Source organism: Streptomyces sp. 3N207 (genome assembly GCF_052246355.1).
Lineage (GTDB): Bacteria > Actinomycetota > Actinomycetes > Streptomycetales > Streptomycetaceae > Streptomyces.
This window is the reverse complement of sequence record NZ_JBQQBV010000002.1, coordinates 455,733-470,549: the sequence shown is the minus strand read 5'-3', so window position 1 is coordinate 470,549 and position 14,817 is coordinate 455,733. Positions and strand designations below refer to the sequence as shown.

Genomic DNA, 14,817 nt, shown 5'->3' with positions numbered 1-14,817 from the left:
CCCTGAGTACGGTGCGTGGGTGTGGTCCGTACCCGCTGGGACGCCCCCGCAACGGCGGTGGGTTGCCCGGCGCGGCAGCGGCATCAGGGCCATCAGGCGCTCCGCCGCGACGCCTGGCGGGAGACCAGCCGCGCGTCGAAGCCGGACAGGCCGCGCACCGCCACGTACGCCTTCTCGTGTCCCGGCAGCGAGACCCGGCCGCGCAGCACAGCGGCGGGGTCCGCCGCGATGCGGTCCAGCAGCCGGTGGTAGATCCCCGCCATGGCCGCGACGCAGGCGCCCGAGCGCCGGTCGAGCATCGGCAGCAGTCGGTATCCCTCGGCGAACAGCGCACGTGCGCGGCGCACCTCGAAGTGGACCAGTCCGGTGAAGTCGGCACCGGGCGGCACCGAATCGGTGGTGAAACCCGCGGCGCAGCCAAATTTCTCGAGATCCTCCGAGGGCAAATACGTTCTTCCGCCCTCCGCGTCTTCCCGTACGTCCCGGAGGATATTGGTCAGTTGGAGGGCGAGCCCCAAGGTGTCGGCGTACTCGGAGGCGCGGGACGTCTCGCGTGCGCCGGGTACGGTGCCGAAGACCCCCAGCGAGAGTCGGCCGATGGCGCCGGCCACACAGCGGCAGTACACCCTCAGGTCGTCCCAGGTCTCGTAGGTGGTGCCGCGGACGTCCATCAGCACGCCGTCGATGAGTTCGTCCAGCGCGTCGAGCGGGATCCGGAACCGCCCTGCGGCGTGGCTGAGCGCGACCGCTACCGGGTCGGTGTCGTCCCAGGAGATCGCGCGGCTCTTGATCCGGGCGAGCAGTGCCCGGGTCTCCTCCAGCCGCTGCTGCTTGGCCTCCCCGGACAGTTCGCCGTCGCCGATGTCGTCCACCCGCCGGGAGAACGCGTACAGCGCGGACATGGCCTGCCGCTTGGGTGCGGGCAGCAGCCGGATGCCGTAGGCGAAGTTGCGGGCCTGCGCTCCGGTGACGGCCTCGCAGTAGCGGTAGGCGGCGGACACCTGCGCGGGGAGCTGCAGCGAGGACCCGGCCTGGGCCCGGTCCGCTCTGGCGGCCTTCTCCGTCTTCCCCACCGTCCCGGTCACCCCTCTCCTCGCAGGCTCGCCCAGGACTCGCGCAGCACGCTCGCGGTGCCGGCCCTGGGAGCCCCTGCCAGTACGTCGTACCGTGCGGCTCGCAGGGCTGAGGCGGCAGCGCGTCCGCCGCCGGTGAATCCGGCGAGCAGCAACCGGAGCCTGCCGTGGACGCTGCGCGCCAGCGGCGTGCCCTCGTCCAGCAGACCCAGCGCGCGCTCGGTCTCGTAGGCGATCAGGGCACGCACCGAGGCACTGGCGGTCGGCGCCGCGAGGTCGGCCTCGCTGACGCGGAACCGCGCCATGTCCTCGGCCGGCAGGTAGATCCGGTCGCGGCCCAGGTCCTCGGCGACGTCCTGGAGGTGTTCGATGATCTGGAGCCCGGTGCAGACCGCGTCCGAGCGGCGCACCCGCTCAGGTGTCATGGTGCCGGTGATGGCCAGGACGAGACGGCCGACCGGGTTGGCCGACAGCTCGCAGTAGGCCAGCAGTTCGGCATAGGTGGCGTAGCGACGGACCTTCTGGTCCTGCCGGTTGGCCTCGATCAGGGCGAGAAAGGGCTCCGGGGTCAGCCCCCGGCGGCGGACGGTGGGGACCAGGGCACGCAGTAGCGGGTGGCCGGGCCCGGGCCGGTCGGTGGACGGGCCGCTCGGCGCGGGGCCGCCCCACGAGGTGTTTTCGAACACCCGGTGGACATCGGCCTCGAACGCGTCCAGCATGGCGAGCGGATCGTCGGCCTGCTCAGGTGCCAGGCCGAGGGAGGAGGCGTGCGCGGGGCCGGAGGCTCCCAAATCACCGTCGCCGATGTCGTCGACCAGGCGGGCGAATCCGTAGACGGCCATCAGATCGTCCCGCCACGCGCGGGGAAGGAAGCGGGGCGCCACCGGGAAGTTCTCCGTCTTGGCCTTGGAGAGCACCGCGCTCGCGTGCGCGTCCTCCTCCGCGGTCACCACGTGCTGCCCATGGCCATTGCCGTCACATCTCCGTTTCTACACCGCTGCACCAGAAGATCCTATTTCGGACACGCCGCACGCGCTGGCCTGCGAAAGCGGCCGGCGGCGCAGTCCGACCGGGCCCTGTTCGCCCGACTTACCGCGAATCAGCACCGAAACAGCTTACGCCGTACATCAACCCGGTGTGCGAGGGGTGACGACGCCGGACGGGCACGGGTCGACGCCGGTCCTTGCCCTGCCGAAGCCCCGCCGAGGGCCGGATCGCACCCGGCCGGGCGCCCCCGTCCGGGCGGCTCCGTCCGGGCGGCTCCGAGCCCGGTGCGGCCCTTGGCCCCGACCGGCCCGAACCGCCGTCAGCCGGAGAGCGGGCACCGCCGGGCTCCGGACGTCACCGGGGGCTTGGCCGGCGGGTTGGGCTCCGGCCGCGGATGCCGAGCGCGCGGGTGGGCTGCTCTTACGGCGGGTGCTGCTGCGGCAGAGCCCGTACGCCCGGCAGGTCCGCCGGGCACGGCCGGGTCAGGGGGCCAGCAGGCCGGCGAGGACGTCGTGCAGGGTGCGCTCGATGACGTAGCCCGCTTCCTCCTCGGAGAGCACGTTCAGCGGCCCGTCGAGGAAGAGCATCGCCGTGCCGTGCACCATGGCCCAGGCGCTCAGCTCGGCTCCCGGTCTGCGCTCGGGGGTGATCAGGCCCACGTCGACGGCCTCGTCCAGGGTTTCGGTGAGCATCTCGAACGAGCGCGCCTCCCAGCCCGGCTCCTCGTCGGCTTCCACGACGGCGCCCTCCTCGGTGATGCCGAAGGCGCCGAGGGCCTTGCGGCAGAAGGCCGTGCGGTAGAGGCCGGGTTCCTCCCTGGCGAACCGGATGTAGCCACGGCCCAGCCCTTTCATCCGCTGCTTGGTCGCCTCCGGGCCCTCACCGTGCACCTCGCGGCCACCGGCCTCCATGCAGGCGACGAGGCGCTGCTGGCCGTAGTCCTTGACGGCGCCCAGCAGGTCGCTGTGGCTGTCGAAGTGCCGGTAGGCCGCGGTGGCCGAGACACCGACCTTCCGCGCGGCGGCGCGCAGCACGACGGCGTCCGGGCCGCCCTCACCGGCCAGTTCGATGGCGGCCTGGATCAGCGCGTTGCGCAGGTCCCCGTGGTGGTAGCGGTCTTTGCCGCGCCGGCCTGCCGCCTTGCCGGCCGGCACGGAGGGTTCGTCCGCGGCCCCGCCCGTCGCTTCGGTGTTCGCGTGCATACTCCTATCCTGCCCGATGTTGACAGCACTAACATCCCTGGCATCATTCATGTTGACGCCGTGAACATCTTCGGCGTCCGCTTTCTGCTGCCACATCTGTTTTCCATCCATCGCGCCTCCCGGGGGAATTGACGTGCTCCAACGCATAGCCGATCTGACGTATCGCAGGGCACGAACCGTGCTCCTGCTCTCCCTGCTGGCGGTGGTGGGGCTGGCTGCCGTCGGCTTCGGCGCCTTCGGCAAGCTCCAGGGCGGCGGGTTCGACGACCCGGACTCGCCCTCCTCGCGCGCCGCCGCCGTGATCGACGAGAAGTTCCACGGCGAGGACAACCTCGTACTCCTGGTCCGCGCCAAGGACGGCAATCTCGACTCCCCCGCCGTCGAGCAGGCCGGACAGAAGCTGACCCAAGGACTGCGCAAGGAGCCCGGCGTCTCCCAGGTGACCTCCTACTGGGCGCCCGGCGGCTCGGCCCTCACCTCGCGCGACGGTGCCCAGGCGCTGGTGCTCGCCCACATGGACCAGGAGGACACCGAACGCGTCACCGCGGTGACCGAGAAGTGGACCGGCGAGCGGGGCGCGGTCTCGGTGCGCGCCGGCGGCGGAGCCGCGCTGAACGAGCAGGTCAACGCGCAGGTCTCGAAGGACCTCGCGGTGGCCGAGGGCATTGCCGTACCCGTGACGCTGGTGCTGCTCATCCTCGCCTTCGGCAGCGTGGTGGCGGCACTGCTGCCCCTGGCCATCGGGCTCATCGCGATCCTGGGCACCTTCGCCGAGCTGTACGTCCTCGGCAGCGTCACGGACGTCTCCGTCTTCGCGATCAACCTCACCACGGCGCTGGGTCTCGGGCTCGGAATCGACTACGGGCTGCTGCTCGTCAGCCGCTTCCGCGAACGGCTCGGCGCCGGTGACGAGACGGCCCAGGCGCTCCGTACGACCGTACGCACGGCCGGGCGGACCGTCCTGTTCTCCGCCTCGACCGTGGTCGCGGCGCTCGCCGCGCTGCTGCTCTTCCCGCCGTACTTCCTGCGCTCCTTCGCCTACGCGGGCATCGGCGTGGTCGCCATCGCCGCGCTCTCCGCGCTGCTGGTCGTCCCGGCGCTGCTGGCCGTGCTCGGGCCCCGGGTCAACAAGGGACGGCTGCCGTGGGCCGACGCGGTCCGCAAGCCGGAGGCCCCGATGTGGGGCACGCTGGCCCGTACCGTGATGCGGCGGCCGGCGCTGACCGCGCTGCCGGTGCTGGCCGTACTGCTGCTGGCCGCGAGCCCGCTGCTGGGCGCCACCTTCGGCACCCCGGACGAGCGGGTGCTGCCCGAGAGCGCCGAGAGCCGCCAGGTCTCCACAGCGCTCCAGCACGACTTCGCGGGCAACGACGCTGCGGGCATCTCCGTCGTCACCGAGGGGCGGGCCGCCGACCAGGCCGTGGGCCGGTACGCCACGCAGCTCTCCAAGCTGGAGGGCGTCACCCGCGTCCAGGCGGCGACCGGCACCTACGCACAGGGGCACTCGGTGCGCGGGCCCGGCGCCGCGAGCGCCGCGTTCGAGCAGCAGGGCACCCACCGGCTGTCGGTCACCAGCAGCCTGACCCCCGCCTCCGGCAAGGCGCAGGACCTGGTGCGGGAGATCCGCGACCTGCGCGGGCCCGGCGGCACCAACACGCTGATCGGCGGCAAGGACGCCCAGCTGATCGACGCCAAGAAGGCCATCGCCGACAAGCTGCCCACCGCCGTGGCCTGGGTCGTCGGCTCGACGTTCGTCCTATTGTTCCTCTTCACCGGCAGCATCGTGCAGCCGCTGCGCGCCCTGGTGCTCAACGCGGTCAGCCTGACCGCCGCGATCGGCGCCATGGTGTGGGTCTTCCAGGACGGGCACCTCTCCTCGCTGCTGGGCTTCACCGCGATGCCGATGGACACCTCGATGACGGTGCTGATGTTCTGCATCGTCTTCGGTCTGTCCATGGACTACGAGGTCTTCGTGACCAGCCGCATCAAGGAGCTCCACGACGCCGGGGCCGGCAACCACGAAGCGGTGACCGGCGGGCTCTCCCGCACCGGGCGGATCGTGACCATGGCCGCCGGGCTGCTGGCGGTCAGCTTCTTCGCCTTCACCACCAGCAAGGTCTCCTTCATCCAGATGTTCGGCCTGGGCAGCGGCCTGGCCATCCTCATCGACGCGGTGGCGGTACGCGGGGTGCTGGTTCCCGCCGCGATGCGGGTGCTGGGGCGTACGGCCTGGTACGCGCCGGCTGTGCTGCGCAGGCTGCACGCGAGGGCGGGCCTGAGCGAGGGGGCTGACGCCGATGTCGCGGAGCGCCGCGAGGGGGAGCCCGGCGAGCGGGAGCCTGCTCGCACCGGGGTGTGATCCCGGGCCCCTGCACACGTTGAAGCGGCCCGCTTCACCGGCTGATGCTGGTGAAGCGGGCCGCTTCGGTGTTCTTCCGCGTCCCGGTGAGGGGGTGCGCCTGACCGACGCTTCCGAGCTGCGGGCGCGTTCCGGCTGGTCGCGCAGTTCCCCGCGCCCCTTCGGGGCGCTACTTGCTGGTGAACTTCTCGTACTCCTTCAGGACCTCTTCGGTGGGTCCGTCCATCAGCAGCTTGCCCTTTTCCAGCCACAGCACCCGCTCACAGGTGTCGCGGATGGACTTGTTGTTGTGGCTGACGAGGAAGACCGTGCCGGCTTCCTTGCGCAGCTCGCGGATGCGGGCCTCGGAACGCTTCTGGAACCGCTTGTCGCCGGTGGCCAGCGCCTCGTCGATCATGAGGACGTCGTGGTCCTTGGCGGCGGCGATGGAGAACCGCAGCCGGGCCGCCATACCGGAGGAGTAGGTGCGCATCGGCAGGGTGATGAAGTCGCCCTTCTCGTTGATGCCCGAGAAATCGACGATGCCCTGGTAGCGCTGCCCGACCTCCTCGCGGGACATGCCCATCGCCAGGCCGCCCAGCACGACGTTCCGCTCGCCCGTCAGATCGTTCATCATGGCCGCGTTGACGCCCAGCAGCGAGGGCTGACCGTCGGTGTAGACCTTGCCGCTCTCGGCCGGCAGCAGACCCGCGATGGCCTTGAGCAGCGTGGACTTGCCGGAGCCGTTGGAGCCGATGAGGCCGATGGCCTGGCCCTTGTAGGCGGTGAAGCTGACACCCCGCACCGCGTGCACCTCGCGCATGCCGCCGCCCGGCTTACGGCGGATGATGCGGTTGAGCGCTGCCGTGGCGCTGCCCCGGCCCTTGGAGCCGCCGTAGACGCGGTAGACGATGTGCAGGTCCTCGGCGATGACGGTGGGCACCCAGGGGCCCGGGGTCTGCTCCGCCTGGGCCTCGGTCTTCTCGCCGGCCTCGGCGGAGGTTCCGCTCTGCTCGGTCTGCTCAGCCACGGCCATAACGCTCCTCCGCCTTCCAGAAGAAAACAAATCCGCCGACCCCGACCAGCAGCGCCCAGCCCAGCGCGAGGGCCCAGACGTGCGGCGGAAGGTCCTGACCCGTGTAGCCGTCGATGAAGGCGAAACGCATGAGGTCCATGTAGACGGCGGCCGGATTGGCCTGGAGCACGTCGACGACCCAGGGAGCGGCGTTCGCCTTCTGCAGCATGTGTTCGAGCGGGAACATCACGCCGGACGCGTACATCCACGTCCGGGTGATGAAGGGCATCAGCTGCGCCAGGTCCGGCGTCTTGCTGCCGAGCCGGGCCATGATGAGCGCCAAGCCCGTGTTGAAGCCGAACTGGCAGGCCAGCGCGGGGATGATCAGCAGCCAGGACCACTGGGGGAACTGCCCGAAGGCGAGCAGGATGATGACCAGCACGATCATGGAGTACAGCAGCTGCTGGAGCTGCTGGAGCGAGATCGAGATGGGCAGCGAGGCACGCGGGAAGTGCAGGGCGCGCACCAGCCCCAGGTTCGAGGAGATGGCCCGGACCCCGTTGAGCGCCGAGGTCTGGGTGAAGGTGAAGACGAACACCCCGGTCACCAGGAACGGGATGTAGTTGTCGGGCCCGCCCGGGGTGCCCTTACGGCCACCGAGGAGGATGCCGAAGATGAAGAAGTAGACCGCCGCATTCAGCAGCGGCGTGGCGACCTGCCACAGCTGGCCCAGTTTCGCCTGGCTGTACTGCGCCGTCAGCTTCGCCCGGGAGAAGGCGAGAATGAAATGCCGCCGCGCCCACAGCTGCCGCACGTACTCCGGCAGCGAAGGACGTGCTCCGCTCACCGACAAGCCGTATTTGGCCGCGAGTTCGGCCGGGGCCAGACTGTCGTCCGGTGACGGCGGGGGCAGCACGCCGACCGACCTGTCGGCACTGTCCTGGGTTGTCTCGCTCACGTTGGAAACTTTCGTCCTCACACTGCGCAAGTGATTCCGGGGCTGATGCTCTCAGACACGAGCTTGTCAGATCACGGGCGGGCGACCCAGCCGCGTCAGACGCCATACCGTACGCCACCGCATCGGCCTGCGCGCTCCGGCCGACGTGGTCCAGCCTTCCTTGAAACCGCCCAGCCAGGCCCGCAACGCCGGCATGGAGGGCCGCCGGGCGAGGGTGAGCAGCAGCCATACGCCCAGATACACCGGGACGAGCAGCGCGGGAAGGTTGCGGCGGGCGAGCCAGACGCGGTTGCGGGCCACCATCCGGTGGTAGACGGCGTGCCTGCTGGGAGCCGTGGTCGGGTGGTGCAGCACCATATCGGCGCGGTACTCGATGCCCCAGCCGGCGTCGAGGGCACGCCAGGCCAGGTCCGTCTCCTCATGTGCGTAGAAGAACTCGTCGGGCAGGCCGCCGACTTCGGCCAGCACCTTGGTACGTGCGGCGTTCGCGCCGCCGAGAAAGGTGGTGACCTTCGAGGAGCGCATCGGGTCGGAGGCGCGTAGCCGGGGTACGTGACGCCGCTGGGTGACGCCCGTTTCGGGGTCGGCGATCCGGAAGCTGATGATCCCGAGCCGGGGGTCGGCCTCGAACGCCTCACGCACCAGCTCGGCCGTGTCGGACGAGGGCAGCAGCCCGTCGTCGTCCAGGAAGAGCAGTGCGTCCACCTCGGCGCCCGAGGGGCCGAACGCCTCGATGCCGACGTTCCGGCCACCGGGGATGCCGAGATTTTCCGGAAGCTCGACCTTCCGTACACCCTCCGGCAGCTCGGGCAACGGCGCGCCGTTACCCACCACCACGACCTCGATCGCCTCGCCGTCCTGCTTGGCGACCGACTCCAGCAGTGCGCGCAGCTCCTCTGGGCGGTTGCCCATGGTGAGCACGACGGCACCCAGTCGCATAGCTTTCCTGCCCTCCGTCTTGTCACCCGTCACTTGAGCCTGCTCGAGGCGAGGATGGACACCAGGTGCAGCAGCGTCTGGAGCACTGCGATGGCCGCGAGGACGACGACGCCGAGCCGGGTGAAGAACAGATCGCCCCGGATCTGGTCGACGATCGCGAGCACGAGGATCAGCAGGGACGCCTCGATGCCCAGCACCAGCCGGTGGAACTTCAGCGCCGCGGCGGCCTTGCGCGCCAGGGCCAGCCCCGAGGAGCGCGGCTCGGCGGCCGACTCCTTGACCGGCGGCAGTCCGCCCTGGTGGCGGGCGACGCCCACCAGGTCGGACTCCGCCTTGATCAGGATGGCGCCGAGCGCGGCCAGCGTGCCCAGGAAGGCCCACAGCCAGTCCACCCGGCCGCCGCCCCACAGGTCGGCGGCGCGCAGACCGAGGCCGACCAGTACGGCGGCGTCGCACAGGTAGGCGCCGACCCGGTCCAGATACACCCCGCCCAGCGAGAACTGCTTCTTCCAGCGGGCCACCTCGCCGTCGACACAGTCGAGCAGCAGATAGAGCTGGACCATCACCACACCCAGGACGGCGCCGCCGACCCCGGGCACCAGCAGTGCCGGCGCGGCCAGCACGCCGGCGACCGTCATCACGTACGTCAGCTGGTTGGGGGTGACCCGGGTGTTCACCAGGTGCCGGTCGACACGCAGCGAGAGCTCGCGCATGTAGAGCCGGCCCGCCCAGTGCTCACCGCTCCGCCGGTCCTTCACCCCGGCGGGGTGAACGACCGGCCGGAGTTCAGCTACCGATGGTTTGTGCATAGTCCGCGTACGCGTCCCTGATCTGGTCGGTGGACAGGTCGAGGTGTTCCAGGATCGTGTACCGCCCGGGGCGGGTCTGCGGCGCGTATGCGACGGCCTCGACGAACTCGTCCCGGTCGAAGCCGATATCGGCGGGCAGCACCGGCAGCTTGTGCCGACGCAGCACCTCCACCATCAACTTGGCCGTGTCCTTGTCCCCGCGCAGATAGGTGGCGAAGGCGGCGCCGAGGCCGCACTGCTCACCGTGCGGAGCGGCGCGCTTGGGGAAGAGCAGGTCGAAGGCGTGGTTGATCTCGTGGCAGGCGCCGGACGCGGGGCGGCTGTCCCCGGCGACCGACATCGAGATGCCGGTGAGCACCAGGCCCTCGGCGAGCACCTGGAGGAAGCCGTCGTCGCTGACGTCGCCCGGGTGGTGCAGGATCGCCTCGCCGGCCTGCCGTGCCATGGCGGCGGCCAGTCCGTCGATGTCCTCGCCGCGCACCTCGTGCCCCAGCTCCCAGTCCTTGACGGCGGAGATGTTGGAGATCACGTCACCGATGCCGGAGCGGATGTAGCGCTCGGGGGCCTCGCGGATGACGTCGAGGTCGATGACCACGGCGATCGGGTTGGGCACCCCGTAGGAGCCGCGGCCCGCGTCGTTGTCGAGGGTGGCGACCGGCGAACACAGGCCGTCGTGCGAGAGGTTGGTCGCGACCGCGACCAACGGCAGCCCGATCCGCGCCGCTGCGTACTTCGCACAGTCGATGATCTTGCCACCGCCGAGCCCGACGACCGCGTCGTAGCGGCCGGACTTCATGGCGTCGGCGAGCTTGATCGCATCGTCGATGGTGCCGCCGCCGACCTCGTACCAGGAGGCGTTGGGCAGCAGCGGCGCGAACCGCTCGCGCAGCGCGGCACCGGAGCCGCCGCTGATGGCGAAGGCGAGCTTGCCGTTGGTGGAGATCCGTTGATCGGCCAACAGGCCCGCCAGGTCGTCCAGTGCGCCGCGGCTGATGTCCACGACGACCGGCGACGGAATGAGGCGGGTCAGTACTGGCATGCGATCTCCCGGCCCTTGGCGAGGTCGTCGTGGTTGTCGATCTCGACCCACTTGACGTCGCCGATGGGGGCGATGTCGACCTTGAAGCCGCGGTTGACCAGCTCCTGGTAGCCGTCCTCGTAGTAGAGCTGCGGGTCCTTCTCGAAGGTGGCCTTCAGCGCGTCGGCCAGCTCCGCGCCTGCCTCCGGCTCGATCAGGGTGAGGCCGATGTACTCGCCGGTGGCCTCGGCGGGGTCCATCAGCTTGGTGATGCGCTGGACGCCCTTGTCGGGGTCGACGACGACCTTCATCTCCTCGTCGGCGAGGTCCTTGACGGTGTCGAGGGCGAGGATGATCTTCTGGCCGTTGCCGCGCGCGTCCAGCAGCGTCTTCTCGACGGAGACGGGGTGCACGGTGTCGCCGTTGGCGAGCAGCACGCCCTCCTTGAAGACCTCACGGGCGCAGTAGAGGGAGTAGGCGTTGTTCCACTCCTCGGCCTTGTCGTTGTCGATCAGGGTGAGCTTGACGCCGTGCCGGGCCTCCAGGTCGGCCTGCCGCTCGTAGACGGCCTCCTTGCGGTAGCCCACGACGACCGCGACATCGGTGAGACCGACCTGTGCGAAGTTGGCCAGCGCGATGTCGAGGACGGTGGTTTCACCGTCCACGGGCACCAGGGCTTTGGGCAGGGTGTCGGTGTAGGGGCGCAGACGCCGTCCGGCGCCGGCAGCCAGCACGAGGCCGATCATGCGGGTTCTCCTGTTTCGTCGTGTACTGCGGGTGCTTGCGACGACACCCAGAAACGGATGCTCTCGACGAGCACCACTACCGCGATGGCCACGGCAAGCGTGGTCAGCGCGAAGATGAAGCCTTGCGTGTGACCGCCGTCGCCCAGCCAGAGGGCTGCGGCGACGGTGACCACCAGGGTCCGTCCTTCATGCCCCCCGACCGCCCGCACCAGCCAGTGCGGAGGCGCTCCGGTGCCCCCGCGGATGCGGTACACCGTGTCGTAGTGATGGTAGGCGAGAGCCGCTACCAGCCCGAATGCCGCGGGCAGCGCGCCGTCGGTCTGGGTACGGGCGGCCAGCACCAGAATCGTGCCGTATTCCGCGATACGGAAAAATGGCGGCAGCAGCCAGTCCAGCGGGCCCTTGAGCGGCTGGGCGAGCGCGACCCCGGCACAGAGGGCGTAGACCGCGGCGGCCGGTACGGGCCAGGGGCTGCCGAGTGGCGCGGCCCACGCGGTGGCAAGGATCACGGCGCCGCCGAGCAGCGCGACGGCCGGCACACCCAGCCGGGGCAGCGGCAACGGGCGCAGCAGCCGGGCGGCGAGCTCCGCGAGCGGGCCGCTGTCGGTGAGGGCGCGGACGCCCTCGGCCGCGCGGTCGGTGCGGGCCCTGCGGTGCAGGGAGCGCAGCAGCCGCCCCGTGGTGGTGTAGCAGGCGGCGAGGGTGCCGGCCGCGAGCAGCACGAGGAAGGTGATACGCGGCGTGGTGGCGGCCGTCAGCACGGCGATGAGGGCCCAGCGCTCCCCGATGGGCAGCACTATCATCCGCCGGGCCCATACGGTCCAGCCCGCGCTGTCCAGCCTGCTGGAGAGCACGGCGGTGCGGCTGGTGTTGGCGGCGACGTCGTGGCTTGCCTCGCTGAAGGAGAAGTCGACGGTGTGCCGCGCGGTCATCAGCAGCATGGCGCCTAGCGCCAGGGCCCATACGTCGTCGCCGCCGCGGGCGGCACCGAGCGCCAGGCCCGCGTAGTAGGAGTACTCCTTGGCCCGGTCGAAGGTGGCGTCCAGCCAGGCACCGAGCTTGGAGTACTGGAGGTCGTAGCGGGCGAGCTGGCCGTCCGTGGCGTCCAGCACGAACGAGGCGATCAGCAGCACTCCGGCTGTCACGAAGCCCCACCGCTGGCCGCTCGCCGCGCACCCGGCGGCGATCAGTGCGGTGATCAGCGAGGCGGTGGTGACCTGGTTGGGGGTCAGTCCGCGGCGGGCGCACCAGCGGGCGACGTACCGCGAATAGGGGCTGACGCAGAAGGTGGTGAAGAAGCCGTCCCGGGACTTGACCGCGGAGCGCAGCCGTACCGCCTCGTCGTCGACCGCGGCGACCGCGGCCTCGGCCTCCTTGCGCGCCGTCTCGTCGGCGGGGACGGTCGCCACGAGGGTCCCCAGCTCGGGCCGGTGCACCTCGACGCCGGCCGCCTCCAGCCCGGCGGCCGCTTCCTGGGGGCTGCCCGTCAGCTCGTGCGGCAGCGCGCGGCGCGCCTCCGGGGTGACGCCGAGCACTCCGGGCAGGGCGCCCGCCTCGAAGCGGGGGTCCTTCAGGGCGAGCCGCAGCGCGTGGGTGTGGCCGACGAAGCCGGGGTCGATCAGGGCGAGCCGTTCGTTCGCCGCCGTGGCGGCCAGATGGGCGCTGACCTCGGCAGGCCGGGAGGCTACGCGCACCTCGAAGCCGAGGGAGCGCAGGTCGGCCTCGAGCGACGACCCGGCAACCGGCGGACCGGTGAGGATGGCGGTCGACAGAACGAACTCACTCCTTGGAAGCTGGCATACCCGCGCGAGAGAGGACAACTAAGGCAGCGGGCAGGGTGCGCCGTCACCCGCAAGGGTCGGCAGCACGTCGGCAGAGAGTATCGGATCGCCAAAGGGAGCCTTCACCGAGCGTTCACCGCCCCGGTGTTGCCCGGGAAGCGCCCGCGGGCCCCAGCATGGTGGATCATGGGCTCATGCCACAACCGAGGCCGATAGGGTTCGGGACATGACGTGGTTGATCACAGGCGGTGCGGGCTACATCGGCGCGCACGTCGCACGGGCCATGACAGCCGCCGGCGAAAGCGCCGTCGCGCTGGACGACCTCTCCAGCGGGCTGGCCGAGCGGCTGCCCGCCGAGGTGCCACTGGTGCGTGGCTCCGTACTGGACCGCCCGCTGCTGGACCGTACGCTCGCCGCACACGGCGTAGGCGGTGTGATCCATCTCGCGGCCAAGAAACAGGTCGGCGAATCCGTCGAGCAGCCGCTGTCCTATTACGAGGAGAACGTGCACGGCCTGGTCACCCTTCTGGGGGCCGTGGTCGACGCCGGAGTGGGCCGCTTCGTCTTCTCCTCCTCGGCCGCCGTCTACGGAATGCCGGACGTGGACCTGGTCACCGAGCAGACCCCGACGGTACCGATGAACCCGTACGGGGAGACCAAGCTGGCCGGCGAGTGGCTGGTGCGGGCGACGGGCCGGGCCCACGGGCTGTCCACGGCCTGTCTGCGCTATTTCAACGTCGCCGGGACCGCCGAGCCCGAGCTGGCCGACACCGGCGTCTCCAACATCGTCCCGATGTTCTTCGATGCGCTGACCCGCGGCGAGTCCCCCCGGATCTTCGGCGACGACTACCCGACGCCGGACGGCACCTGCGTACGGGACTACATCCATGTGCGGGACCTGGCCGAGGCGCATGTCGCGGCGGCACAGGCGCTGGCCGGCTTCGCCGAGCCGGGCCCGGAAACCGGGGGGAACGACCTGACCCTCAACGTCGGAACGGGCGAGGGCGTCTCCGTGCGGGAGATGGCCGAGCTGGTCGCCGAGATCACCGGCAAGCGGGAGCCCGCACCCCGGGTGGTTCCGCGCCGCGCCGGTGACCCGGCACGGGTGGTGGCCTCGGCGGAGCGGATCCGCAAGGAGCTGGGCTGGGAGCCGCGCTTCGGAGTACGCGAGATGGTCGCCTCGGCGTGGGAAGGCTGGCTGCTGCGTCACCCGGAGGCACGTACGCCGTCGAGTTGAGGCCGCACATCGACAGCAATGGGCACAAATGTGAGCGATATAGACAGAACCCTGCAGAATGCGGAGTAACCGCGCTGCCTGCGGCACACTGGATCACGCTGCCCACAGGCCCACCAGAAGGATCACCATGGCGAACAGCTCAGCGGCCCCGATCATGCTCGAACTGGTCGACGAGGACGGGACGACGATCGGCACCGCGGAGAAGCTCTCCGCCCATGTGGCCCCCGGGCGCCTGCACCGCGCCTTCTCCGTCTTCCTCTTCGACGACGAGGGCAGATTGCTGCTCCAGCGCCGGGCCATGGGCAAGTACCACTCGCCGGGTGTGTGGTCCAACACCTGCTGCGGCCATCCCTATCCGGACGAGCCGCCGTTCGCCGCCGCAACCCGGCGGGTCGTCGAGGAGCTGGGAGTGGCGCCCTCGCTGCTGCGTGCGGCGGGCACCGTCCGCTACAACCACCCGGATCCCGCGTCGGGCCTGGTCGAGCAGGAGTTCAACCATCTGTATGTGGGCCTGCTGCGCGACGCGCCACGGCCGGATCCGGCGGAGATCTCCGAGACCGTGTTCGTGACCTGGGACGAGCTGGAGAAGCGGCACGCGACGGACATGTTCTCCACCTGGTTCATGACCGTGCTGGACGCGGCCCGTCCCGCCATCCGCGAGCTGACGGGCGGCGCCGGGAGCTGGTGACCGCCCCGGGAACCGCCGGCCGGCGC

Annotated in this window: 13 protein-coding genes; 3 read left to right on the top strand and 10 right to left on the bottom strand. The window is 70.7% G+C overall.

Going from position 1 to position 14,817, the window contains the following annotated elements:
- Nucleotides 1-92 precede the first annotated feature (92 nt).
- The 3 genes from hpnD to ACTWP9_RS04850 all read right to left on the bottom strand — a co-directional run bounded on the left by hpnD (nucleotide 93) and on the right by ACTWP9_RS04850 (nucleotide 3,262).
- Nucleotides 93-1,019, bottom strand: a complete 927-nt coding sequence (gene hpnD, locus ACTWP9_RS04860) for a presqualene diphosphate synthase HpnD (RefSeq protein ID WP_443244841.1) — start codon at nucleotides 1,017-1,019, stop codon at nucleotides 93-95.
- A 62-nt stretch (nucleotides 1,020-1,081) separates the two neighbouring features.
- On the bottom strand, nucleotides 1,082-2,026 hold the full coding sequence (gene hpnC, locus ACTWP9_RS04855; RefSeq protein WP_443244699.1) for a squalene synthase HpnC: 945 nt from the start codon (nucleotides 2,024-2,026) through the stop codon (nucleotides 1,082-1,084).
- 516 nt (nucleotides 2,027-2,542) lie between these two features.
- Entirely contained in the window at nucleotides 2,543-3,262 is a 720-nt protein-coding gene (locus ACTWP9_RS04850) for a TetR/AcrR family transcriptional regulator (RefSeq protein WP_443244698.1), read from the bottom strand.
- Between the two features lie 133 nt (nucleotides 3,263-3,395).
- Between ACTWP9_RS04850 and ACTWP9_RS04845 the strand changes: the two genes are divergently transcribed.
- Nucleotides 3,396-5,621, top strand: coding sequence for an MMPL family transporter (locus ACTWP9_RS04845; RefSeq protein ID WP_443244697.1), 2,226 nt, complete (start codon nucleotides 3,396-3,398; stop codon nucleotides 5,619-5,621).
- Nucleotides 5,622-5,790: 169 nt separating this feature from the next.
- Here the strand turns inward: ACTWP9_RS04845 and ACTWP9_RS04840 are convergent, their stop codons facing one another.
- From ACTWP9_RS04840 to ACTWP9_RS04810, 7 genes are all read right to left on the bottom strand, one after another.
- The gene (locus ACTWP9_RS04840) at nucleotides 5,791-6,636 is read right to left on the bottom strand and encodes an ABC transporter ATP-binding protein (protein WP_443244696.1); all 846 of its coding nucleotides are present in this window, start codon (nucleotides 6,634-6,636) and stop codon (nucleotides 5,791-5,793) included.
- The gene (locus tag ACTWP9_RS04835; RefSeq protein WP_443244695.1) at nucleotides 6,623-7,573 is read right to left on the bottom strand and encodes an ABC transporter permease; all 951 of its coding nucleotides are present in this window, start codon (nucleotides 7,571-7,573) and stop codon (nucleotides 6,623-6,625) included. The genes ACTWP9_RS04840 and ACTWP9_RS04835 overlap by 14 nt, the downstream gene beginning before the upstream one ends.
- 66 nt (nucleotides 7,574-7,639) lie before the next feature.
- Complete coding sequence (locus ACTWP9_RS04830) at nucleotides 7,640-8,512, bottom strand: glycosyltransferase family 2 protein (RefSeq protein WP_443244840.1); 873 nt, start codon at nucleotides 8,510-8,512, stop codon at nucleotides 7,640-7,642.
- 29 nt (nucleotides 8,513-8,541) lie between these two features.
- Nucleotides 8,542-9,321 (bottom strand): CDP-alcohol phosphatidyltransferase family protein, encoded by a 780-nt coding sequence (locus ACTWP9_RS04825; RefSeq protein WP_443244694.1) that lies wholly within the window; start codon nucleotides 9,319-9,321, stop codon nucleotides 8,542-8,544.
- On the bottom strand, nucleotides 9,299-10,360 hold the full coding sequence (locus ACTWP9_RS04820) for an iron-containing alcohol dehydrogenase family protein (RefSeq protein WP_443244693.1): 1,062 nt from the start codon (nucleotides 10,358-10,360) through the stop codon (nucleotides 9,299-9,301). The genes ACTWP9_RS04825 and ACTWP9_RS04820 overlap by 23 nt, the downstream gene beginning before the upstream one ends.
- Nucleotides 10,348-11,085: a phosphocholine cytidylyltransferase family protein gene (locus ACTWP9_RS04815; protein WP_443244692.1), complete on the bottom strand. Its 738-nt coding sequence runs from the start codon at nucleotides 11,083-11,085 to the stop codon at nucleotides 10,348-10,350. Before ACTWP9_RS04815 ends, ACTWP9_RS04820 begins: the two co-directional genes overlap by 13 nt.
- The gene (locus ACTWP9_RS04810) at nucleotides 11,082-12,857 is read right to left on the bottom strand and encodes a DUF5941 domain-containing protein (protein ID WP_443244839.1); all 1,776 of its coding nucleotides are present in this window, start codon (nucleotides 12,855-12,857) and stop codon (nucleotides 11,082-11,084) included. Before ACTWP9_RS04810 ends, ACTWP9_RS04815 begins: the two co-directional genes overlap by 4 nt.
- 235 nt (nucleotides 12,858-13,092) lie before the next feature.
- On the opposite strand from ACTWP9_RS04810, the gene galE reads away from it, so the two are divergent.
- Both galE and idi read left to right on the top strand, forming a co-directional pair.
- Nucleotides 13,093-14,103, top strand: coding sequence for a UDP-glucose 4-epimerase GalE (galE, locus tag ACTWP9_RS04805; RefSeq protein ID WP_443244691.1), 1,011 nt, complete (start codon nucleotides 13,093-13,095; stop codon nucleotides 14,101-14,103).
- 127 nt (nucleotides 14,104-14,230) lie between these two features.
- Entirely contained in the window at nucleotides 14,231-14,791 is a 561-nt protein-coding gene (gene idi / locus ACTWP9_RS04800) for an isopentenyl-diphosphate Delta-isomerase (protein WP_443244690.1), read from the top strand.
- Nucleotides 14,792-14,817 lie beyond the last annotated feature (26 nt).